18 protein-coding genes and 1 pseudogene are annotated in these 22,494 nt (G+C 42.1%); 13 read left to right on the forward strand and 6 right to left on the reverse strand.

The window, feature by feature from the left end:
* The first annotated feature begins 23 nt into the window (after positions 1–23).
* The 9 genes from AC0L4E_RS18175 (at position 24) to hutW (ending at position 10,927) form a co-directional block, all read left to right on the forward strand.
* Complete coding sequence (locus tag AC0L4E_RS18175; RefSeq protein WP_473680798.1) at positions 24–797, forward strand: energy transducer TonB; 774 nt, start codon at positions 24–26, stop codon at positions 795–797.
* A gap of 20 nt (positions 798–817) precedes the next feature.
* Entirely contained in the window at positions 818–1,591 is a 774-nt protein-coding gene (locus AC0L4E_RS18180; protein ID WP_473680800.1) for a MotA/TolQ/ExbB proton channel family protein, read from the forward strand.
* Positions 1,591–2,013 carry an ExbD/TolR family protein gene (locus tag AC0L4E_RS18185; RefSeq protein WP_473680802.1) on the forward strand — a complete coding sequence of 141 codons (423 nt, stop codon included), beginning with the start codon at positions 1,591–1,593 and terminating at the stop codon, positions 2,011–2,013. Before AC0L4E_RS18180 ends, AC0L4E_RS18185 begins: the two co-directional genes overlap by 1 nt.
* 108 nt (positions 2,014–2,121) lie before the next feature.
* Positions 2,122–3,024, forward strand: coding sequence for a heme/hemin ABC transporter substrate-binding protein (locus AC0L4E_RS18190; protein WP_473680804.1), 903 nt, complete (start codon positions 2,122–2,124; stop codon positions 3,022–3,024).
* 48 nt (positions 3,025–3,072) lie between these two features.
* Positions 3,073–4,089: a FecCD family ABC transporter permease gene (locus AC0L4E_RS18195; protein ID WP_473680806.1), complete on the forward strand. Its 1,017-nt coding sequence runs from the start codon at positions 3,073–3,075 to the stop codon at positions 4,087–4,089.
* Between the two features lie 28 nt (positions 4,090–4,117).
* Positions 4,118–5,044 (forward strand): heme ABC transporter ATP-binding protein, encoded by a 927-nt coding sequence (locus AC0L4E_RS18200; protein WP_473680808.1) that lies wholly within the window; start codon positions 4,118–4,120, stop codon positions 5,042–5,044.
* A 126-nt stretch (positions 5,045–5,170) separates the two neighbouring features.
* Positions 5,171–7,030, forward strand: coding sequence for an ABC transporter ATP-binding protein (locus AC0L4E_RS18205; protein WP_473680810.1), 1,860 nt, complete (start codon positions 5,171–5,173; stop codon positions 7,028–7,030).
* Between the two features lie 388 nt (positions 7,031–7,418).
* On the forward strand, positions 7,419–9,290 hold the full coding sequence (locus AC0L4E_RS18210; RefSeq protein ID WP_473680812.1) for a methyl-accepting chemotaxis protein: 1,872 nt from the start codon (positions 7,419–7,421) through the stop codon (positions 9,288–9,290).
* A gap of 248 nt (positions 9,291–9,538) precedes the next feature.
* On the forward strand, positions 9,539–10,927 hold the full coding sequence (hutW, locus tag AC0L4E_RS18215) for a heme anaerobic degradation radical SAM methyltransferase ChuW/HutW (RefSeq protein WP_473680815.1): 1,389 nt from the start codon (positions 9,539–9,541) through the stop codon (positions 10,925–10,927).
* Positions 10,928–11,005: 78 nt separating this feature from the next.
* On the opposite strand, the gene AC0L4E_RS18220 is transcribed toward hutW, so the two are convergent.
* Positions 11,006–11,935 (reverse strand): LysR family transcriptional regulator, encoded by a 930-nt coding sequence (locus tag AC0L4E_RS18220; protein ID WP_473680817.1) that lies wholly within the window; start codon positions 11,933–11,935, stop codon positions 11,006–11,008.
* A gap of 250 nt (positions 11,936–12,185) precedes the next feature.
* Here AC0L4E_RS18220 and AC0L4E_RS18225 point away from each other — a divergent pair, with 250 nt between their 5' ends.
* Together AC0L4E_RS18225 and AC0L4E_RS18230 are read left to right on the forward strand one after the other, a co-directional pair.
* Positions 12,186–12,590: a VOC family protein gene (locus AC0L4E_RS18225; protein WP_473680819.1), complete on the forward strand. Its 405-nt coding sequence runs from the start codon at positions 12,186–12,188 to the stop codon at positions 12,588–12,590.
* Positions 12,591–12,697: 107 nt separating this feature from the next.
* Complete coding sequence (locus AC0L4E_RS18230; protein ID WP_473680821.1) at positions 12,698–13,237, forward strand: NADPH-dependent FMN reductase; 540 nt, start codon at positions 12,698–12,700, stop codon at positions 13,235–13,237.
* Between the two features lie 28 nt (positions 13,238–13,265).
* Here AC0L4E_RS18230 and AC0L4E_RS18235 read toward each other — a convergent pair whose 3' ends face one another.
* The 3 genes from AC0L4E_RS18235 to AC0L4E_RS18245 all read right to left on the reverse strand — a co-directional run bounded on the left by AC0L4E_RS18235 (position 13,266) and on the right by AC0L4E_RS18245 (position 15,003).
* Positions 13,266–13,808 (reverse strand): GNAT family N-acetyltransferase, encoded by a 543-nt coding sequence (locus AC0L4E_RS18235; RefSeq protein ID WP_473680823.1) that lies wholly within the window; start codon positions 13,806–13,808, stop codon positions 13,266–13,268.
* 88 nt (positions 13,809–13,896) lie between these two features.
* Positions 13,897–14,553, reverse strand: coding sequence for a Bax inhibitor-1 family protein (locus AC0L4E_RS18240; protein WP_473680825.1), 657 nt, complete (start codon positions 14,551–14,553; stop codon positions 13,897–13,899).
* 99 nt (positions 14,554–14,652) lie between these two features.
* On the reverse strand, positions 14,653–15,003 hold the full coding sequence (locus AC0L4E_RS18245; protein WP_473680827.1) for a DUF4870 domain-containing protein: 351 nt from the start codon (positions 15,001–15,003) through the stop codon (positions 14,653–14,655).
* Between the two features lie 496 nt (positions 15,004–15,499).
* On the opposite strand from AC0L4E_RS18245, the gene AC0L4E_RS18250 reads away from it, so the two are divergent.
* Positions 15,500–17,467: a sensor domain-containing diguanylate cyclase gene (locus tag AC0L4E_RS18250; RefSeq protein WP_473680829.1), complete on the forward strand. Its 1,968-nt coding sequence runs from the start codon at positions 15,500–15,502 to the stop codon at positions 17,465–17,467.
* A gap of 424 nt (positions 17,468–17,891) precedes the next feature.
* Complete coding sequence (locus AC0L4E_RS18255; RefSeq protein ID WP_473680831.1) at positions 17,892–19,346, forward strand: methyl-accepting chemotaxis protein; 1,455 nt, start codon at positions 17,892–17,894, stop codon at positions 19,344–19,346.
* A gap of 78 nt (positions 19,347–19,424) precedes the next feature.
* On the opposite strand, the gene AC0L4E_RS18260 is transcribed toward AC0L4E_RS18255, so the two are convergent.
* Both AC0L4E_RS18260 and AC0L4E_RS18265 read right to left on the reverse strand, forming a co-directional pair.
* A complete protein-coding gene (locus tag AC0L4E_RS18260) occupies positions 19,425–21,167 on the reverse strand; it encodes a sugar phosphorylase (RefSeq protein ID WP_473680833.1) in 1,743 nt (580 codons plus the stop codon).
* 107 nt (positions 21,168–21,274) lie between these two features.
* Positions 21,275–22,494: pseudogene (locus AC0L4E_RS18265) on the reverse strand (glycosyltransferase family protein).

A 22,494-nucleotide genomic window follows, 5' to 3' on the forward strand; every position in this document is an offset into this window, starting at 1 on the left:
GATGTTGTAGAAGAATATTGCAGATGACACCTAAACGATATTTTGCTTTCGGATGTTTAACGATTTTAATCCAAGGAGGGGTACTGGCCTCTCAAAATAATGAGCCTACTATTCAGTTATCTGAAGGCGCAGCAATGGGATCAAATCAAGCTGTCAGCGTCATGATTGCAATGCAAGCCAGCGCACAGGCATCAAGTATTGAAAACACTGTGGCAGAAGTGAAACAACCAAAGCCCGTTACTGAGCCAGTAGTTAAGCCTAAGCCAGAAATTAAAACCGATCCTAAAAAGCCAGCTCCAGAAAAAGTCATCGCCAAGGTTGAAGAGGTTAAGCCTCCGCTTACTAAACCTGAAACAGCTAAACCTGAAGCTCCTAAGACAGAAATAGTTGAAGCTAAAGTTGTTGAGCCAGAAACAACTGAGCAGCCACCAGCAGAAATAACAGAGCTAGCGAGCACAGATGCAAGTGCAGCTCACAATCAACAGCAAGTTGACGCTAAGCAAGGGATAACCCAAGACACCGTTGCACTGCAACAACCGACATTTTCAGCACCACCATCTCAACCTAATTACCCAAGAAAAGCCCGTAAAAGAGGCTTTGAGGGCACCGCGACAGTGGAAGTCATGTTTAATCAAATTGGTGAGCAACTCTCGCTCACTTTAGTTAATAGTTCAGGTTATAGCCTACTTGATGCAGCAGCTATCGATGCCGTTGAAAAGTGGCAATTTGCCGCACCATCACCACAAACCGCTTTTGCTTACACAGTAAGAGTACCGGTGAAGTTTGCGCTAAATTAATCTGAAGATAGGAAACCAACATGTCTCAACCATTATATTTGCAACTGTCTGAACAATTAGGCTACTTAACTTGGCCGTTATTTATTTGTGCATTCTTAGCCATTCTCATCATATTAGAGCGCGTAGCGTTAATGGCCAACGAGCTTTTAAAGCGAGATGCATGGCTCACCGAATTGAGAAAACAAACTCGAAGTGCGACTCCAGAACAAAGACAACAACTGCTAACCCAATTAAGTAAAGGCCGCACTATGTTGGCTAAGGGAACAGGCCTGTTGTTATCCCATGGCGATCATCCACGCGCCATGCGAGAAGAAATTTTAAACCTTTGGCTAATAAAGCAAAAAGAAAAGCTGCAATCAGGCTTAAAAGTCCTGCAGATTATCGGCGTGATTACTCCTTTACTTGGCCTATTGGGCACAGTATTAGGTTTGATTGAAATGTTCAGTCAGCTGGGGATTTCTGACGGTCCAGTCACTCCATCGCAACTCGCAACGGGTCTTGGACTTGCGATGAATACCACTGCTGCGGGGTTAATTATTGCGGTACCAGCCATCACCATGTCTCACTTACTGAGTCTATGGGCTGAAAAACGCTGCAATAAAATAGCTCATGCTTTAAATCAACTAAACCTATGGTTAGAAGGTTTTGATCAAGCATTAAACATTGGTTGTGAAGCACCATGCGGAGCCAATGCGCCTTGCCTTAAAGCGGGTAATAGCAACACCAATCAACAACAGTCTTCAGCTGCCGGTATGACTGCACCAATGAATTCAACGCTATCGGAGTCAAACTGATGATCAGCGCAGACCCTAGCGCTGGCTCTTCAGCTCAAGCCAATGTCGGGATTGATTTAACCCCACTCATCGACATTATTTTTATTGTGTTGGTGTTCTTGCTGCTGACCGCTAATACCCAGCTGCTGACATTGCCTGTGGATGTTCCAACGGAAGCCGACTCTGAACTCGTTGGCTTGTCTCAGGAACAACATATCTCAATCAATATTCTGACTGAAGCGCCGCACTGGGCTTTAGATAGTCAGCAATTTGAAGATTTCGATCAATTTGAAGCAGCCTTTATTCAGGCGTTCACTGAGACACCTGATATCAATGTTGTTGTCGCCGCAGATAAAAATGCACCTGTGCAGCCACTGATGACTGTGCTGGCATTACTGCAACGACAGCAAATTACTAATACCCAAATTTTAATGGAGCCCTAATGCTGCGGTCACTTATCTATTAAAGATGCTTGTCTTTTAGAGATAGTTGTCAGCGCTTTTCATTAGGAAATATCCAACTTATTTTATTTATTCGGAGTTTAATAAATTATGCTCAAGCTACAAAATTTCAAGCTTAACAATGTATCACTCACCAGCATGATGACAGCAACCATGCTACTTTCTGCAGCCTTGTTTAGCCAAATGGCAACCGCTGAAAATCGTGTTGTTAGTGCTGGCGCTGGCATCACAGAATTAGTATTAGCTCTCGATGCAAGCGATGAATTAGTGGGTGTTGACTCGACCAGTCTGATCCCTGATGAGTTAGATTCGGTCGCTAAACTTGGCTATCACCGCATGTTATCAGCAGAAGGCATTTTAGCCCTTTCACCGAGCATATTATTAGGTTCTGAAGCTATGGGGCCAAAAAACACTTTAGACATTTTATCTAATGCCAATGTTGAAGTGGTCACATTCCCAAGCGCAAATACCAAAGATGAACTTGTCAGTAATGTGGAGCAAATGGGTAAATTGCTCAACCGCGAATCACAAGCCAATGAACTTAAACAGAAACTCGATTTATCATTTAACCAGCTAGCAACTAAGCAACAAAAAATCAGCCAACATGGTGATGCACCAAAAGTGTTGTTCCTGTTACTTCAACAAGATAGACCTGCCCGCGTCGGCGGTAATAACACAGCAGCAGACATCATTATCAATCTTGCTGGCGGCCAAAACATCGCTGGGTTTGATGGTTACAAAAGTGTCTCTCAAGAGGGTATTTTAGCCCTACAGCCTGATGTAATTTTGATTTCAAACCGCAGCGAAGTTGACTCTATCGATCCAATAAGCGAGTTACTGAAAGCAATGCCATTACTTGAGCACACACCAGCAGGTGAGCACAAACACATTAAAAGCTTACCGTCTCAAGCATTAATCGGTGGCCTCGGTTTAAGTGCTGTTGCCGCTGCAGATGACTTAGCCAGCGACTTTATCAGTATCAAAAAGCTGTAGTGATATAGGTTTCTTTTACAGAATTAATCAGTCTTACTAGGACACATTATGGAAAATCAACGTTGGCTTTGGCCTTGTTTACTCACCGCTTTGGTGATTACAAGCCTGTTGTCTGTCAGCATCGGACCATTACAAATTAGCCCGACCACCAGCTTTAATGCCATGGTGAATTGGGCCACAGGCCAAGAGCTGGCATCGGTTGCTCCCCATGAGCAATTGGTCATTAACAATGTTCGCTTACCTCGCACTTTATTAGCGCTGGCGGTAGGTGCAACGCTGGCACAATGTGGTGCTGTGATGCAGGGGTTATTCCGTAACCCTTTAGCTGATCCTGGCATTATCGGGGTATCATCTGGCGCGGCATTAGGGGCTGCAATCTGTATCGTATTATTCCCTTTTGGTGGCGAATATTTAGTGGCGTTTAGTGCCTTTGTCGCAGGCCTTGCAACCACGTTAATCGTATACCGATTAGCTGCGAGCCCTACAGGTACTTCTGTGGTGTTGTTACTGCTTTCTGGTGTTGCTGTTGCTGCCCTTGCTGGTGCAGGTATCGGTGTACTCACCTATATGGCTGATGACATGGCACTAAGGGATTTGACCCTATGGCAAATGGGCTCAGTAGCAGGTGCACAATGGCATTATGTTGTACTCAGTTTAGTGGCGCTTGCGGTTATTAGTTGGCAGTTTAATCAAAGTGCCAAAGCATTAAACGCCCTGTTATTGGGTGAATCAGAAGCCCGTCACCTCGGCCTTGATGTCGACAAGCTAAAACTTAAACTCATTGTGCTTTGCGCCATTGGCGTTGGTATCGCTGTTGCGGCAACTGGCATTATTGGCTTTATCGGCTTAGTGGTACCGCACTTGGTCAGAATGATGATTGGACCCGATCATCGTTTATTACTGCCATTAAGCGCCATGTTAGGTGCGGCAATATTGGTGGTTGCAGATATTGGCGCGCGCTCAATTGTTGCGCCGTCTGAATTACCTGTTGGCTTAGTGACAGCTTTATTAGGTGCGCCTTTCTTCATTATTTTATTACTCAAGCAGCGCAATAAGTTGGTGTAATATGTTGAGAAATCTAGAATTGAAATCAATGCTAAAAACACACAAATCAGCTCCCGAGCTATCCGGTTTAGAACAGGCAGGGTTAGAGCGCTCCAGTGTGCCGCGCACCAGTCAAAACAGCGTGATATTCACCCCTCATCATTTACAATCAGATCAGCAAGCTGAATCTGCCAGCACACTTAGAAAGTCTGTTGTCAGCATCAACAACTTGTCGGTTCACATAGGTAAAAAGCCAGTCTTAAACGACATTAACCTTGAAATAATGCCAGGGCAAGTCACGGCTTTGTTAGGTCCTAATGGTGCAGGTAAATCAACCTTACTCAAAAGCTTATGCCAAGAAACCGAACTATCTTCTGGTGATATCTCCATGTTCGGCAAGCCGTTGCTTGAATGGAACAGAGCTGAGTTAGCTAAGTCGTTAGCTGTATTGCCACAACATGCGTCACTGACCTTTCCATTTAAAGTCCACGAAGTGGTACAAATGGGGCTCTATCCATTAACCATTGGCCAGCAGCAAGGCAAGGAGTTAGTGGATAAACAACTGGAACAAGTGGCCTTATCGGCTCTTAAATATCGCAGCTACCCTACTTTATCTGGCGGCGAAAAACAGCGGGTGCAATTAGCCCGAGTCCTGACTCAACTCGCCCAAGCTGAAACTAGCCCTGTACTGCTGTTAGATGAACCCACTTCAGCACTAGATTTAGCCCAGCAACATAGAGTGCTCGAGTTAGCACACACCTTGGCTCACGAGCATAACTACTGTGTAGTTGTGGTGTTACACGACTTAAACCAAGCTTGTCGCTATGCCGATAGATTAGTGGTGTTAGAGCAAGGTGAAGTCGTCAGCGATGGCGAGCCGCACGAAGCGCTGACAGCAGACATTATCGAGAAGGTGTGGCATTACAAACCGACTTTGGTTGTCGACCCTAAAAGCAATGTTCCACTGATTTTTTAACGATTATCACTGGTGTATGCATTCAAATAACCACTCATTTCAACTGAGATATATTCCTTAGATATTGAGCTAGCACTTGCTAGCTCAAGCATTTGTGCAGTAACGTTCCGATTAAGGACATTAGTTTTGGCTCAACATATTCCTCAGCAAAACCCTCAAGCAGGCAGACAACCCGCTCAAACAAGCTTACAAGATCACTCCAGGCTCAATTGGGCGTGGCTAAAACAAAAAATCATTGCCCATAAACGCCAACTGATACAAGCCAACCTCATTGCTGTATTAGCAACCTTATTAAGCTTACCTATCCCAATGCTAATGCCCTTATTGGTGGATGAAGTCTTATTGGGGCAAACAGGTTGGTTACTCAATAATTTACAGCCAATATTGCCCGAAGCTTGGCATAAACCTAGCGTTTACATTGCCACCGTATTAGTCGCCGTTATTCTGCTGCGCTTACTAACCATGGTGACTCAAGTGGTTCAGGCGCGCGAGTTTACCAAAATAGCTAAACGGATCAGTTTAGATGTGCGTCAACGAATGTTGATGCAATTACCTAAGATGCAAATTAGCGCCTTCGACAAATATGGCAGTGCAGGATTAGCCTCAAGATGCATTACCGATGTCGACACTGTCGAGCGGTTTGTCAGTGACACCCTGTCACGATTAATCATCAGCGTTCTCACCATCGTCGCCATTGCCAGCGTTTTACTATGGCTAAATTGGCAACTCGGTTTAATGATCATCTTGCTTAATCCATTGGTTATTTATTTTTCATCACGTTTTGCAGAGCATGTAAAAACGTTGCGCCGTAAAGAAAATGCCGCCACAGAAGCTTTTCAGCAAGCCCTTGTTGATACAGTCGATGCCACTCGAGAGTTACGTTTAGCTCAACAAGAAAAACACTACTATCAAAGGGTATTTGGACTCGCGTCTAGCCTTAGTCACCACGCTATTGCTAACCAATGGAAAACAGATGCATTAAACAAGCTCAGTTTCACTACCTTCTTGCTTGGGTTTGAATGCTTTCGCGCCATGGCGATATTCATGGTGTTGGTATCAGACTTAACCGTCGGACAGATATTCGCTGTATTCAGTTACCTTTGGTATTTAATGGGGCCGATACAAGAACTGCTGAATATTCAATACGCACGTTTTGGCGCTCAGGCATCGATGAAAAGGCTCAATAATTTACTGGATTTAGACATTGAAGCAGCTGAGGAAAGTGCAGATTTAACCAAAACGGCACCGCAAGGTTCGGCCACATCGGAAATCAGCATAGACTTTAATAATGTCAGCTTTGGATTTGAGCAAGAGCCGCATTTATTCAAACAATTATCCCTGCAACTGGCGCCAAAAGAGTCTGTCGCATTGCTGGCTATGAGCGGCGGCGGAAAGTCGACGTTAATCAATTTGTTGTTAGGGTTTTATTCGCCGCAATCGGGCAGTATTTGTATTAACGGCCAAAGCATGACGGAATATGGTATCAATCGATTCCGTCAACAAGTGGGCTATGTACCTCAGCACCCCAAGTTAATTGCAGGCACTTTACGCGATAACCTAACCTTTGGAGTTGAGGTTGATGATGACAAATTGTGGCAAGCGTTAGCCCATGCAGAACTGAGTGACACGGTTTCCCAATGGCAGGATAAGCTTGATACCGATTTAGGCCGCTCAACCACTCGGCTTTCAGGTGGTCAAATGCAACGCTTGGCGATTGCCAGAATGTGGATAAGCCAGCCCCAAGTAGTGATATTAGATGAAGCCACCTCGGCATTAGATGCGGTAACCGAAGCTAAAGTGCTTGCTAATCTTAGCGAGTTTTTACAGCAGCGTACGTCTATAATTATTGCTCATAGACTGAATAACCTGCGCTTGGCTGACCGTATTTTGGTGCTTGATGACGGTAAAATCAGTCAATCAGGAACTGAGCAAAGTCTGCAAGCTCAACCCGGACTGTTTAAGCAACTTTATGTGGATGCGAACTAGCTAATCCTCTTTTTCAAACAACAATAAGCTGTCAGTGACATAACCAGTCGCTGATAGCTTTTTGTTAAGCACTAAAGCTAACTCTCTACTGCGGCTCCCTACTGCCAAGCCCATATTTCACGAAGAATTAAAGAATCCCCCCATCCAAGTCGCTATAAGTCTTAAATCGGATAATGATTTTACCCATAGCTTTATGCAAAAAATCCCACTTGTATCCTTCTCGTAGAGCATTGGTTATCAAGTTGTTTTATTGGCTCATTTAATAGCCTGCTTGCTATTAAAACATACGGAACTATGCCATTATCCGCCGCCCCAATTAACGCAGTTGTGATTCCATAGAACGGCTTCATGACTCCGATTCCACTATTTACTAACATTACCGGTTGCTATGAAATCCTATTCGTTAAAGCAAAAAATTCTTGTTCCTGTACTGGTTGCGCTTTCAATGGTTATTGCTTTGCTTTCTTGGCAGAGCTATTCGAATCAAAAGGACATGCTCATTCAATCGAACCTTGAACAGGTTCAACGTTTGAGTACCCAACAGGCTGAACGGATTAGCGAATGGCTTGCAACCCGTAAGGATGTCATCAACGCTTTAGGGACTAAGGCTAACAACAATACCTTAGACGCCTTGCAACAAGCTCAAGCTTCAGGTCGGTTTGAACTGACTTATTTTGGTAAAGCCTCTGGTGAGATGATTGATTCAGATCCAAGCATTGACCGTACAGGATACGACCCTCGTTCACGCCCTTGGTATCAGCAAGCCACTAGCGAAAGAGAGTTAATTTTAACTAAGCCCTATCTTGATGTTGCTTACAATATCTTAGTGGTTACCATCGCTCAGCAAACACAAAATGGCGTGGTAGGCGGTGATCTATCAATTGATGCACTGGTAGATGACGTCAATAGAATGAAGTTACCTTCAAATGGTTTCGCTATCATGATGCATAAAGACGGCACTGTTATCGCCTATAAAGATGCTAACAAAGCAATGGGACACATTAGTGCAATTGATTCAGATCTAGATTACAGCTTACTAAATAAAAACCGTCAATCTAACCAACTGATCCCAATTCACTTCGACCCTGAAGGTCGTGACAAATTAGTCTGGGCAGAAGATATTCCTCACACAGATTGGGAATTAGTATTAGTACTCGATCAACAGACTCTAGAAGCACCATTAAGCTCTTTATTATTTACTCAACTAGCTATCTCAATACTGGTCTTGTTAGTGAGTATGGCTGTTATTTCATGGTTAATTGGCCAACTTTTAGCGCCGCTAGCACGAGTATCACAAGCGCTAGCTCGTATCGCCGACGGTAATGGTGATTTAACCCAGCGTATTGAAGTCGACTCTCAAGATGAAGTGGGCACCTTAGCTGCTAGCTTTAATCGCTTTGTGGGCAGCCAGCATCAACTGATCACTCAAATTAGAGAATTAGCCAGCAAGCTGGATAAAGAAGCGGATGAAAGCCTAAACAATACTCATTTGGCTGAGAAAGAGCTGCAAATTCAGCAGCAAGAAGTCACCATGGTTGCTACTGCGGTAACCGAAATGGCCAGTGCTACTCAAGAAATTGCAGCCAATGCAGAAAGCACTGCTACTGCTGCGCAGCAATCGAGTAATAGCAGTATTCAAGGTCAAAGTCTGGTGGATAATACCCGTCAATCAATCAACTTATTAGCCGATGAAGTGACTCAGGCAACTGATGTCATTGGTGAATTAAGCCGACATGCCAATGCAATTTCTAGCATCCTTTCAACCATTCAAGGCATTGCAGAACAAACCAACCTACTGGCATTGAACGCTGCAATTGAAGCGGCTCGTGCTGGTGAACAAGGTCGTGGATTTGCCGTGGTAGCAGATGAAGTGCGGGTGTTATCTCGACGCACGCAAGATTCTGCTCAAGAAATCTATGAAACCATTGAAACCTTGCAACAAACCACATCGAGTGCTGTCACATTAATGCAAAGCAGCCAAGCTTTAGCTGGCAACAGTGTTAATGATGCCAATGAAGCGACTGTCGCCATTGAAGAAATAACCCAAGCGGTTGCTTTGATTTCAGATATGGCCAGTCAAATTGCTACCGCAGCAGAAGAGCAGACCCAAGTGACCAGTGAGATCACTCAAAACACTGTGGCCATTAAAGATGTCACAGATGACATTACCAAAGGGGCTGAAGTAAGCGTTCAAAAGGCAAAAGACTTAAAAGTGCAGGCCAAATCATTAAACGATTTAGTGGCGACGTTTATTCTGTAGTGAATTTATTCTGCACATATGACGGCTGAACTGAGCTGTATCATAGCGAGCGCAATAGTAAGTACTGAAGACAGCTTAAGTTATTAATAAAACGCCCAATAACAATTACTGATGTTATTGGGCTTTTTTATGCCTTTCAATGACAAGATTTACAATGCAAAGCCAGCAAACTTGATCTATCCCTACAAAAGATCAAATGATAACGATTATCATTACAGTAATAGTTTTTCAATTTGCTGAGAGTCATCATGATACTAACTCCGACCATGACGGGTATTGCTAGCCCTGATCCATTACAACATGCCTTTAAAGTAAAAAGCGCACCCCATGCGGGTCGTAGCGGCAGTAGACCACTACAGGTCAGCAGTGACTTGTGGGTTCAGTGGTGGCAGCAACCGACAGGGGCTGATAAAAGAGCTTTGTATATCCATATTCCCTTTTGTCGTAAACGCTGCAGTTTTTGTAACTTCTTTGAAAATGGTGCTAAACCTGAACGTATCAGCGATTACATGACTAACTTGTGTCAACAACTGACCATTGCAGCAAAAACACCACTAGCGCAGAGTCAGCCTTTTGATACCGTGTATGTTGGCGGTGGTACACCAACCGATATTAAAGCTGAAGAAATCGCCGCACTGGGTAAGGCTATTCAGCAATTTCCTTTAAGGGCAGATACCGAAATAACCCTTGAAGGGCGCCTTAACGGATTTGATGACGATAAGTGGCATAGCGCCCTTGATAATGGCTTCAATCGATTTTCATTTGGGGTACAAAGTTTTGATACCGAAGTGCGTAAAGCTGCAGGTCGATTTGATGATAAGCAAACTTTAATTGAGAGGCTGCAGCATTTAAGCAAACATCCTACGGCTAGCATTGTTATCGATTTAATCTTTGGTTTACCGGGTCAAACCATGGAGATTTGGCAACAAGATATTCAAGCGGCAATGGAAAGCGGTGCCCACGGCGTCGACTTATACCAACTCATTGGTTTGGCGGGTAATCGAATAGATAAAGCCAGTGAAAAAGGCAAAGTTCTGGGTACTGACACCAGCGAATTTCAAGCCGACAGTCAAACCCGCGCCAATATGTATGCCTATGGCGCTAACCAGTTAGAAGCCCAGCAATGGCAACGTTTATCTAGCTGCCATTGGCGTCGTGATGATCGTGAGCGCAGCATTTATAACTCCCTCGCCAAAAGTGGCATCGAAATTTTACCCTTTGGCGCTGGAGGCGGTGGCAGTATCCATGGTCATGGCATCATGAATGCCCGAGATTTAAAAGAATGGCATCAAGCACAAACACCTGAAAAGCTGTCAGAGCTAGCACCTGCACAAGTACCAGGAATGGCATTAAGTCCTAATCCATCTGCAGCATTTGATGCTGTATTTAAACGTGGCTTAGACTCTGGAAAGCTGGCATTCGGCAATATAGAAGCAACGGTACTCGCTCATTTGCAGCCATTATTTCAAGCTTGGCAACAAAATGGGCTTGCCACTGTAGACGATAATGCGCTTAGTCTTACTCTTGCTGGTCGATTCTGGAATGTGAATATGCAAACGGGCTTATTTGAGTATTTATCTAAAAACCCACTCAATAAGTCGACCACGCCAGTAGATCAAACTCGACTGGCGAGTTAAAAGTTAACTCACCGTTTCACTAGGAGTTTCACTAGGAATTTAGCGAGGAATCTAGCTAGGTTCCTGCTAGAAATTTATCTAGTTATTAAGCGGAGCATACGGTGTTTGCGACGGCATGTGCTCCACCAGCAAATCAATCAAGCACCTTACTTTAGGCGTAAGGTGTTTACGGCTCGGATAAATCGCATAAATATCGACTTCAGGTTGATGATAATCCTCAAACAACACAGTGATCGTATTATCAGCTAATGCCTGAGTGAGATAAAAAGACGGTAAACGGCAAATACCGTGGTGATCTAATACCATCGCTAACTCCATGTCTGAATTATTGCAACTAATCACTTGTGGCACATCAATCGTGACCGTGTCCTGCTGCGGATGCTCGAACACCCAACGGTTAGGCTGCTTCAAATTGCTGTAGCAAATGCATTGGTGAGTAATCAAATCTTCTGGGGATTGCGGTATACCATGCTTGGCTAAATATGTTGGCGTGGCAATTGTGTAGGCATGGAACTGGCCAATACGCTTACAAATCAAACTGGAATCTTCAAGTTGATGAGTCGCACGTATCGCTAAATCATAACCATCTTGCACTAAATCAACACGGCGATCGCTAAAATCAATATCCAGTTTAACTTGAGGGTATAAACGCATATACAAAGACAAAATAGGCTGCAAATACTGCAAACCAAAAGTCACAGGGCAGCTTATTTTTAATGTTCCTGATGGTGTTTGCAGGTTGCTATCTAACATGCCTACCGCTTGCTCAGCATCGGTGACCATTTGCACGCATTGTTGATGAAACAACTTTCCTTCTGGGGTTAAGCTTAATGAACGAGTGGTGCGATGCAGTAAGCGGGTATTTAACCTTTGCTCTAATTTGGTGATTGCTTTACTGATGTAGGACGTTGAATGACCGGTTTTATCTGCCGCTTCAGAAAAACTGCCTAACTCGATTACCTGAGTAAAGATAACCACCCCATCAAACAACTTAGTATCCAAATTCATATGTCATCCCTTTCATTTTCTTTAATACTCTGAGCAGCTTTATCGTCCATCCCAATGGCTCATCAGGTGAATATCTAGCCTAATTGATACCTCAACTAATATATTCCAATTATAACCAAATAAACAAATATCAATTTAATTCCAAGTCATATGGAAACAATAATTTCCCTTTTAGTCACTTAATCAGCCGATCATATTTCAGTAAAGTAGCTTCATCGGTTAGCAGCAGTCTTAACAAAGGAGCTAGAACATGGAACATATCACTCGCATCAATCATTACGGATTACGTGTGAAAAATTTTGAAATATCAAAAGCGTTTTATGCTCAATTGGGATTTAAATATATCGCAGGCCCAATAGGGCCCGAACCCGTAGCCATTGTTGAACATCCAAGTGGAATTAATATCAATTTCATTTTGAATGCTGCAGACGCAGATACCAATGTGTTAATGGATATTCCAACTAAACATACGGGATACACCCATGTAGCACTGGAAGTAACTGATGCAAAGGCTGTCATGGCAACATTGGCTGAATTGAATATTCCACTCAGTGGCGAGCCAATGACCCATGTAACAGGAACCTCATTTTTTATCAGAGACCCCGATAGAAATGTGGTTGAATTTATTGAATATAAGGGATTAAATCAGCTATAAAGCAATTTAGTTCTTATTACAGAATCATCTTAAAACGGTTAATAGAATCATCTTAAAACGGTTAATAGAACCATCTTAAAACGGTTAATAGAACCTAAGGCAATAATATGAAAATTTTAGCATTCGCAGCAAGCAGCAGTCGTCAATCAATTAACAAGCAACTAGCAAACTATGCGGCTAATCAGGCAGCCAAATTAGTTGAAAATGCAGAGGTTGAACTACTTGATATCAACGATTACGAAATTCCATTATTCAGCGAAGACCGTGAAAAAGAACTCGGTAAGCCTGCTTTAGCTACAGCATTTTTCGACAAAATTGGCAGCGCTGATGCCATAGTGATTTCATTTGCGGAGCACAATGGTTCATACACTGCAGCTTATAAAAACTTGTTTGATTGGACATCGCGTATTGATCAAAAAGTGTTTCAAGGCAAGCCAACATTATTACTGGCTACATCACCTGGCCCTGGCGGTGCGGCTAGCGTTTTAGCAGCTGCAACAGGTTCTGCGCCTTACTTTGCCGCTGATGTAAAAGGCTCAATATCTGTACCTAGTTTTTATCAAAACTTTGATGCTGAAACAGGTGAAATTAATAATCCAGAACTTGCAGCTCAACTTGCCCAAGTTGCCGCCCTGCTAGTCGGTTAAGGAGTTGCCAGCCAGGAACTAATCCTGCTTATAAACTGACACGGTAACGTTGTATTATTGCCGCAGCGTTATCGTGTTGATTTTTGTTGTCAGCCTTATCTTGATCAACTAATTCGATTTCAGAATGTAACACCCCACCGTTAACCATAATCATTTTGGCAGATGCGACGTTTTGCTTATAACAATGAATATGCAGCTCGTTGATACCTTTACGTTTTGCCATAGCGATGGTTTGTGCCATCAGTTCAGCGCCTAAACCTTTACCTCTATAGCTTGGACGAATACCTAAACCTATGTGGCCGCCACAATGGCGAATAGTGTCATTTAAACTCAAGCGCAAATTAGATACACCAACAAGTTCTTTGCCTGATACAAACCAATAGGTTTCGCTAGCCACATAGCCTTGAGGCAAATTTATCCCGTCAGCAAAGTCCTGATTTTTTTGCAGCATGGCTTCAAAATCTTCGCAGTCAAAATCAAGTGGAAAGGGGTAACGCTCTTCATCGCCCAGCTCTGCAATGTAATGCAAATAGCTTTGGCGGTATTGCAAACTTGGCTTAACTAATTGCATTAAAACTCCCTAGGAATCGCGTTACATGAACAATTTTATAAAACAAAAAAGAGCCTTGCGGCTCTTTCGTTTACAGCCAGCTTGATATCTATTTACGACCCAGAATACGTAAAATCCTGAGGAATAGATTAATAATATCCATGTAAAGTGCTGCTGCACTGTCAATCGCATTATCAACGGTTTTAGGGATTTGATTAGCACGGCCCCAGTCGTAACCAATGTAACCACAAAATATCAGCACCACTATCCAATCTAATATGCCGTGATGAATACCAAATACAAATATTTCAATCAATTCAACAATGATCACCAACACTAAAGCAATGGTTAGCGCGCCGGCAATTTTACTGAAAAAGGCTGGAAATAAAGTGCCTAAACACATCATCCCAATAGTGACCAAGCCAGTTATTCGAATTGCCTCTGACACCAACGCCGCATCGTATTGACTCACCACTAAATTAATAATGAAGCCAAATGGCACCACGACAAAGTTATAGCCAATAAAACTGACAATGGGTTTATCTGATGATGAAAATAGGTAAACACCCAAAAAACATGAGGCAAAGTAGCCAATAAAGAAAACCCATGAATTAACAGAAGCAATGGCTTCTGGGGAGATGTTTGTGACCATCCACCAATTAACGCCAAAGCCCCAACATAGGGTTAGGCCAATGACTAAATTATATAAAGGGCCACTGATAATGTTATCTGTGGTGTGCCTACGATCAAAAACGTTCGATTCCACTTAATATTCCTTTTAAGCTTTTCGCTGACCCAGCAAGACGATCAGTCAATAAATATCGCCGACTAATCGGCATCGCCTTGCTGAATCCCACCAAATCGCTTACTTAATTAAACGTAAGGTAAATGGCACTTTGAAATTGTCGCCTTTTGCAGTCGCAATAGCGCCCATGATGCAAAATACTAAGCTGACAACCCAAACAACAAACACCATCAATATACCTATCGCGATAAACATTAAAATGCTTGAAATAAAATAACCAATAAAAACCGTGATCGAAAAATTTAAGGCTTCTTTTGCTTGCTCACGAACATAACTATCGTCAGTTTTAACCAGGTATAAAATCAATCCAGGGATAAAACCAAAAAAGATGGTGCCTATCCAGCATAATAACGCCAGATTTTTTGAGTCTTGATTGATCTCTTCTACTTGTAAACTTGTTTCTTCGCTCATTGTTAACCTCATTAAACCCACTATCTAGTAGGCATTATTAAACATTAATAACTAATTGTTACTGAAGGCATATTAGGGATAGTTTGTTACAGGAAAATGCAAAGAAAGAGAGAAATATCAATAACTCGAAAGCTCCTTTTCACTTACTCAATAGCAATCCTTCACTATTCGACACGCAATATGTTTCTGCTGATAGATTAACCAGCTGATTTAAGTTGCGCAATAGTTTTTACGCTTTAATTTGAATTTCACGATTTTATATTAAACATTTAAAAACATTAGTTTAGAAGTCTTTTATTAGTCGAATAGTTAGTCAGTTTAGTTTTAAACGTCTAACGCTAGCACAAACTCCCTAACTCAATAATTTATTAATTAGCACTTACTCATGAAGATTGGCACACAAAGGTAACTATCAATTAATCCACTCATTTACAGTAGCTGCTGAAGAGATTGACTCCATTAATCTCATTTCCGTTTAAGTGAGTAATAAAAACCTATGCATAATACCCTGCGAAATAAGAATATCCGTGTATTCAAACTTATTTTTAGCATCGTACTGATCTTTGGGGTCAGCTTAGGTCTGTATGTTTTTAATCAATACCAGCGGATCGAGGCTGATCAATTAACTCGCATTAATGATAGTCATAATCAGCGTCTTGCTTTTGCCTCAGAGCAATTATCAAGAGAGGTTGAAGAAGTCGATGACATCATTAAAAAAATATCCACCAGCCCACAGGTCGAGCTATTCACCGAAACGATTAATTCGCGTAATCGTACTGCTTTAGAAAATATGTTTTATTTCATTATGAAGAATGAAAATGTCTACTCACAAATGCGCTACTTGAATGCGGAAGGAATTGAGCAAATAAGGGTTAATAACACCCAACATAGCATTGAGCGAGTAGCATTAACTCAGTTAGAAAACAAATCAAAACGTCCATATTTTTTATATGCGCAGCAGCTTGAAAAAGGTGAAATTGGCACTTGGCCTGTAGATATTGACGTTAAAAATGGTCAAATCACTAAGCCTATTCAAACCAGTTTAAGAATCATGACGCCTGTCTATCATCAATCTGTGCGTCAAGGTTATATCGTGATTAACCTTAGCGTTACCAATATTCTTAACGCCTTTGATGAAATGCAAAGTGATAACTTTATTACGCGAGTTATTGATGAAAATGGCAATATACTCGCCAGTGACAATCCATCTGAAGTATTAGGTCATTTAATCACAGGAGCTGATCAATATAATCTTGCGAATACGTTTCCAATTCTATGGCAACAAATTTTGTCATCGGATGAAGGTCGATTAACCACTGATGATATAACCTTTTCATATACTGAATTAGGCTTAAATGATGTTTATGCCCATATAGGCAAATACGTTGTTATTACCACGCCAACCAGTTCAGCCTATGTGGCCGAGCAAAAAAACCATCTACTCACCATCGCCAGTTTACTTCTTTTATTACTTTTAGGCGTCAGTGGCTACATTTTTAAACTGTATAACAATCATGAAAATAACCTGATGAGTGAACAGCTAATGGAAGCGGCTTTTAATGGTGTAGCAGGCGTTATTATTGCTGACAAGCACTACAAATTAATCAAAACTAACCAGCAATTTGTGCGGATTTCAGGTTTTTCTCAAAATGAGTTAATGGGTGAACCACTCAATAAGCTTAACTTCCAGCTTTCACAGGCTGAAATGACCCAAATTAAAGATCATTTACATCAAGGCTGTTGGCAAGGTGAAATAATGGGGCAAAACAAATTGGGCGATGACTATGCGCTAATGGCTCGTATTCAAGTTTTGCGAAGTGGTCTAGGCGCTGTTAAACAGTACGTGATTACCTTTACCGATATCACCCACCGTAAACAACTTGAAGAAAAGCTAAGAAATCAAAGCGAGTCAGATCCACTAACCGGCTTATGGAATCGCAGAAAGTTTGATAGTGAACTGAACAATCTTAGCGCCTTTGCTAAGCGATACCCGAATTCTCAAGCCTGTTTAGGGATCATCGATATTGATCACTTCAAAAACATAAACGACACTTTGGGCCATGATACTGGTGACTTAACCCTTACGAACTTAGCCGAACTATTAACTGTTCAATGTCGTGAGACAGACTTAATTGCCAGAGTTGGCGGCGAAGAGTTTGCCATATTGATGCCGCAAACCAACATAGAGCAAGCGCAAGCGGTACTTAAGAGGATTAAAGGTGTCATTGAGGCTAGTGATGCATTGCCATTCACCATTAGTGGTGGCATAGCTAAAATCACAGATGATGCCGCACTGGCTTATAAGCATGCAGATATCGCGCTTTATGACGCCAAAAAATCGGGTCGTAACTTGATTAAGCTATTTGATACAAACGCCTCTGAACATAAAGCTAAATTAACTATAGTTAGCCATCAGAGTTATCAGCATGCGAACGATGATATGGTGATTAGCCAAGGCCAATAACCAAGACTATATTTCTTACTGTTATGTGGGTTTACTTCAGATTGATGAATCTTTGCCTCATGGAAGAGGCGACAAAAATGAAACTGAGCTTTATTAAATTAATAGAAAAGTACCTAGAACAAGAGATGCCCTAGATTAAACTTATCTTACTTCACGCCGATAACTTATTAGGTCAAAAAGTCCAAAAAATATAAAAAAAATCATGAAAACTCAGACTGCGATCTGTCTCCAATTAATCGCTCTGAATTCTCGTTACCATGCGATTCTAATGGGATGTATTCGACTTTAAATTAAATATCAGCGCTAAAATTACGGCTTTTAAAAGTATTTAACCCGAATAAACATATACTCATATATCAATACGGCAAAGCACAACAAACTGACATGCAACCAAGCATTCAGCTGTGGCCAAGGAATTACTGAAATGAAACAGATTAATTTTCGCAAAGTAGACGCCATACTCATCAAGCTCAGTTTAAACGGCAAATTCTGGGTGATTTGTTCGCTTGTCACTGCGCTAACCGCGATTATCGCCACCTCCAACTACCTAAATACCACTGCACAAATTGAGCAATCTTCTCAGCAATTTGCTCAAACTCGTATTGATGCTTTTGCTCAAAGCGCAAAGGCTCAAAACCTATCCGGCCAAGATTTAAATGAGTTTGCTCAGCAAATCGGGGCTCGCCTCTCCACAGCCGCTGAAAACAGTCGTAGTGGCCATAACGTTACTGTTAGTTATCCTCTCGGTAACCAACACCTCGTCAGCACTATTAATGTCGCCAAGATGGAAGATGTACCACTTTCAAGTGCAAATAACTTATTAATATACGCTTTTCTCAGTCTGCTACCCTTGTATTTAGTCTGCTATTGGACTTCTACCTCATTAGGTGGCGGTTTATGGGATATGTATGTGGCGATTAAACGTCTAGCTGATGGCGACCTTACATGTAGACTTAACTTTTTTGGTACCGATGATTTCAGTTTAATCGCCCGCGAGATTGATCGCAGTGCTGATAACATGAGTGAAATGGTCACAGCCATTGCCGCCAATGCACACACCTTGTCAGAAGCCGCCAATGAATTTAATCAACAAGCCAATCAAAGCGAAGAGCTGACTCAGTACCAACATGAGTTTTTAGATACTGTGTCGGTCGCAATGACGCAAATGACCGCAGCTATCGAAGAAGTCTCTCATAATGCCAGCGGCACCTCAGAACAAAGTCAACAAAACTCAGCTCAAGCCAATAACAGTCAAGCGCAAATTGTCGAAGCGATAAACCGCATTGGCACTCTCACTAGCCGTATTTCAGAAGCTTCAACCTCAGTAGGCGAATTATCCCAAGCTGCAGCCAATATTGGTGCGGTTGTAACGACAATTAATAGTATTTCTGAGCAGACAAACTTACTGGCGTTAAATGCCGCCATTGAGGCTGCCCGCGCTGGTGAACAAGGTCGAGGTTTTGCGGTCGTTGCCGATGAAGTTCGCACCCTTGCGAGTCGCACTCAGCAAGCCACGGTAGAAATTCAAACCATGATTGAAGGATTGCAGAAAGACACCAATACCTTATCGCACATTACGACTGATATTGTTTCTCAAGCCGATCAAGGCAGAACCGCCATTGAATCTGTAGGCCAAGATGTAGATAACATGGTGGATTCAATTAGCCATGTATTTGATATGAGTTCGCAAATTGCCGCCTCATCAGAAGAACAAAGCGCAGCTTCACGTGATATTGCGGGACAGTTAAACGATATTCGTGGTCAGGCAGAAACCATTCGAGAAACAGCCCACCGCTCGGTATCTCTCGCGGCAAATCTATCACAATCATCAGCAGATCTTGAAGATATTTTGAAGCAATATACTCTTGCAGAAAAATAACCTTTAAGCTAAATAATCTCGGCTGAAAGTCATAAAAAAACCAGCATAAATGCTGGTTTTTTTATTTTTAAATTGACCTTAAGCCACATTGCTTATCCATACGGTTTGATAAGGCTCTAGTAACTGCACCGCAGTAATATCGCTAATCACTTCACCATCGATTAAGTCAAACCAGGTTTCAGTACCAATCAAATTTAGCTCAGCTAAAGGTAAGTCCATCGGTTGGTCGGAAATATTACTGATGCAAAATATGCTTTGTCTGCGGTCACGACTTTGACGCCAAAATCCAAACAACTGCAAACCTAAATGCAAGGTAAATTGGGTAGCATTAGGATTAAATGCCTTTTGATTCGTACGAATACTAATAAGTTTGGTTAATGCAGCTAACACCTTACTGTGAGTATTTCGCTCATCAGCTAACAAACCGTTGAGCGCTTGGTAATCCCAGCGGTGGCGATTAATCGATCGGTTATGGGAAGTATTTGCCAGCTTTTCATAATCATTTTCAGTGCCTAATAGACTATGAATATAAATCCCAGGAATGCCTTCAAGACCCAGCATAATGGCGTGGGCACAAGTAAATCTTGCTAATCCAAACTGATCTTTACCCTTAGTGGTGCCTTGCAAAGCATCAATAAGGGCAATATTCATTTCATAAGGCTTTTTCTGACCATCTTCGCTGGTTCGACTGGAAATCTGTCCACCAAATAAAGCCATGGTGTCGACTAGCGTATTGATTTCCTCATCTTCCAATATGCCTTCGACAGGTCTTAAGCCCACCCCATCATGGGATGCGATAAAGTTAAAGTATGTGGTGCCGTCTTGGGCTGGCGGCATGCTCATTTGCCAACGTTTCAAATACAAACAACTGCCTGTGATTAAGGTGTTGATCAGTAACGGAGGCAATGAAAAGTTGTAGATACAATGAGCTTCATTGGCATTACCAAAATAGGTCAAGTTTTGGGTATTAGGAATATTGGTTTCTGTTATCACCACCGCGTCATGCTGCGCATGTTCAATCAGCGTACGCAGCAAACGAATTACTTCATGGGTTTGCGGTAAGTTGATCGATTTAGTGCCGATCACTTTCCACAAAAAAGCCACCGCATCTAAACGGAAAATATTCACCCCAGCATCGAGGTATTGACGAATAATTCGTACAAACTCCAGCATGACTTGCGGGTTTCGGAAGTCGAAATCTACTTGATCATGACTAAAGGTGCACCATACGTGCTGCCAACCTTTACTGGTGTGGGTCGGTTTTAATAAATCAGAGGTTCTTGGGCGAACCACTTGAGATAAATCGTCATCGATATCGGCAGTAAAAAAGTAGTCGTGACCGACACCTTCACCTTTAATAAAGTTTTGAAACCATGCGCTACGACTAGAGCAGTGGTTAATGACTAAATCAGACATTAACCGTCGCTTGTTGGCAATCTCTTTAATATCTGACCAATCCCCTAAACCGTCATTGACACTGGAGTAATCAATCACCGCAAAACCATCATCTGAACTGAACGGAAAAAATGGCAAAATATGCACCGAGTTAATGCACTCAAGGTGCGTATCCATAAATTCCGCCAAAGTGGCTAATGGCTTTTGAGCTGGGCTCATGATGCTGTCACCATACGTAATCATCACCACATCCTGTTCAGACCAATGGTTAGTATATGGTTTGGGCGTGTAGCCGCCTTGCTCAATGCGCATAGCATCGATTAAGGTATCTGCAAGTTCATCACTATTAAGCGCTAGTTCAACGTCTTTATAGATGCAATTAAGTTGCTGTATAAGCTTGTGCTTTAAACTTTCTATTTCTGTCATAAGTCTTTCTTCTAACGTTAGTCTTGTTTAATCTGTAAATTGCTTGAACCGACTTGGTTTAAGCCCTCACAGCAAAACGATAGATCTGAAAACCCCATTCCTTCGCTTTACATAAACTCGGCATTATCCGCTTCGACCGCGGCTTTTAACTGCTCAAGCACATCAGGCATGGCGCTTATCACTCTGCTCCATGTCGGCATAAATGGTGTTTCCATTGGATTATCTAAAAATCGTTGCCCTGCGGTGACAATGTTTTGGGTAAACATTTCAACGGCTTTTTCTTCAGTATGGATGTCAGTGGTTAACCCATTCATTAAGGCGTCATTGTGGTAGGTTTCAACGTAATCGAGCGCGATGCGGTAATAGGTCGCTTTTAATGTTCTAAAGGCTTCAGTGTTGAAGGTTTCCCCTTGAGTTGCCAACTTCCTAAAAATGCTTTGGTGATATCAATCGACATTTTTGATAAGCCTTCTTCGGCATTATCAAGCGACAAGTCTTGATGCTTGTGGTCATAATTATCTGCAATATCAACCTGACAAATACGATTATGGGCATAGTTACGGTGCATTTCGCTGAGTACCCCAATTTCAAGGCCCCAGTCACTTGGTATACGTAAGTCATTTAGTACGTCACGGCGAAACGAAAATTCACCAGCTAATGGATAGCGAAAACTATCCATATATTCTAAATATTCGTTATGCCCTAACACTCTTTGCAAGGCTTTAATTAACGGAGTAACCAGCAAACGAGAAACGCGGCCATTGATTTTTCCATCAGACATTCGCGCATAAAAGCCTTTGCTAAATTCGTAGTTAAACTGTGGATTCGCCACTGGGTAGAGTAAACGGGCTAATAAAGACTTTTCGTAAGTGACAATATCGCAATCATGCAACGCCACAGATTCTGTTTTACCTGACGCTAAGGTATAACCCATGCAATACCAAACATTTCGTCCTTTACCGAGCTCTTTTGGTGCAAGACCTAGCTTGCTTAATTTGGCATCTAATGCCTGTAATCTTGGGCCATCATTCCACAATACACGGTGATGCTGTGGCAATTGGTTAAAGAAGCCTAATGCTTGTTGATATTGCGCTTTATCGGCTCTATCAAGACCAATCACAATCTCATTAAGGTAAGGCACTTGTTTCAGCTTATCGACAATGTTCGGCAGCGCTTCGCCTTCTAATTCTGAAAATAATGAAGGTAAAATCAAGCCTAAAGGACGCGTTTTAGAGAACTTCAACAAGTCCTTTTCCATTTCATCATGGGTGCGTTGAGTTAAATTATGTAGCGTAGTAACAATGCCATTTTGATAGAAATCAGCCAT

The organism is Shewanella sp. GJ50-10 (assembly GCF_055808815.1).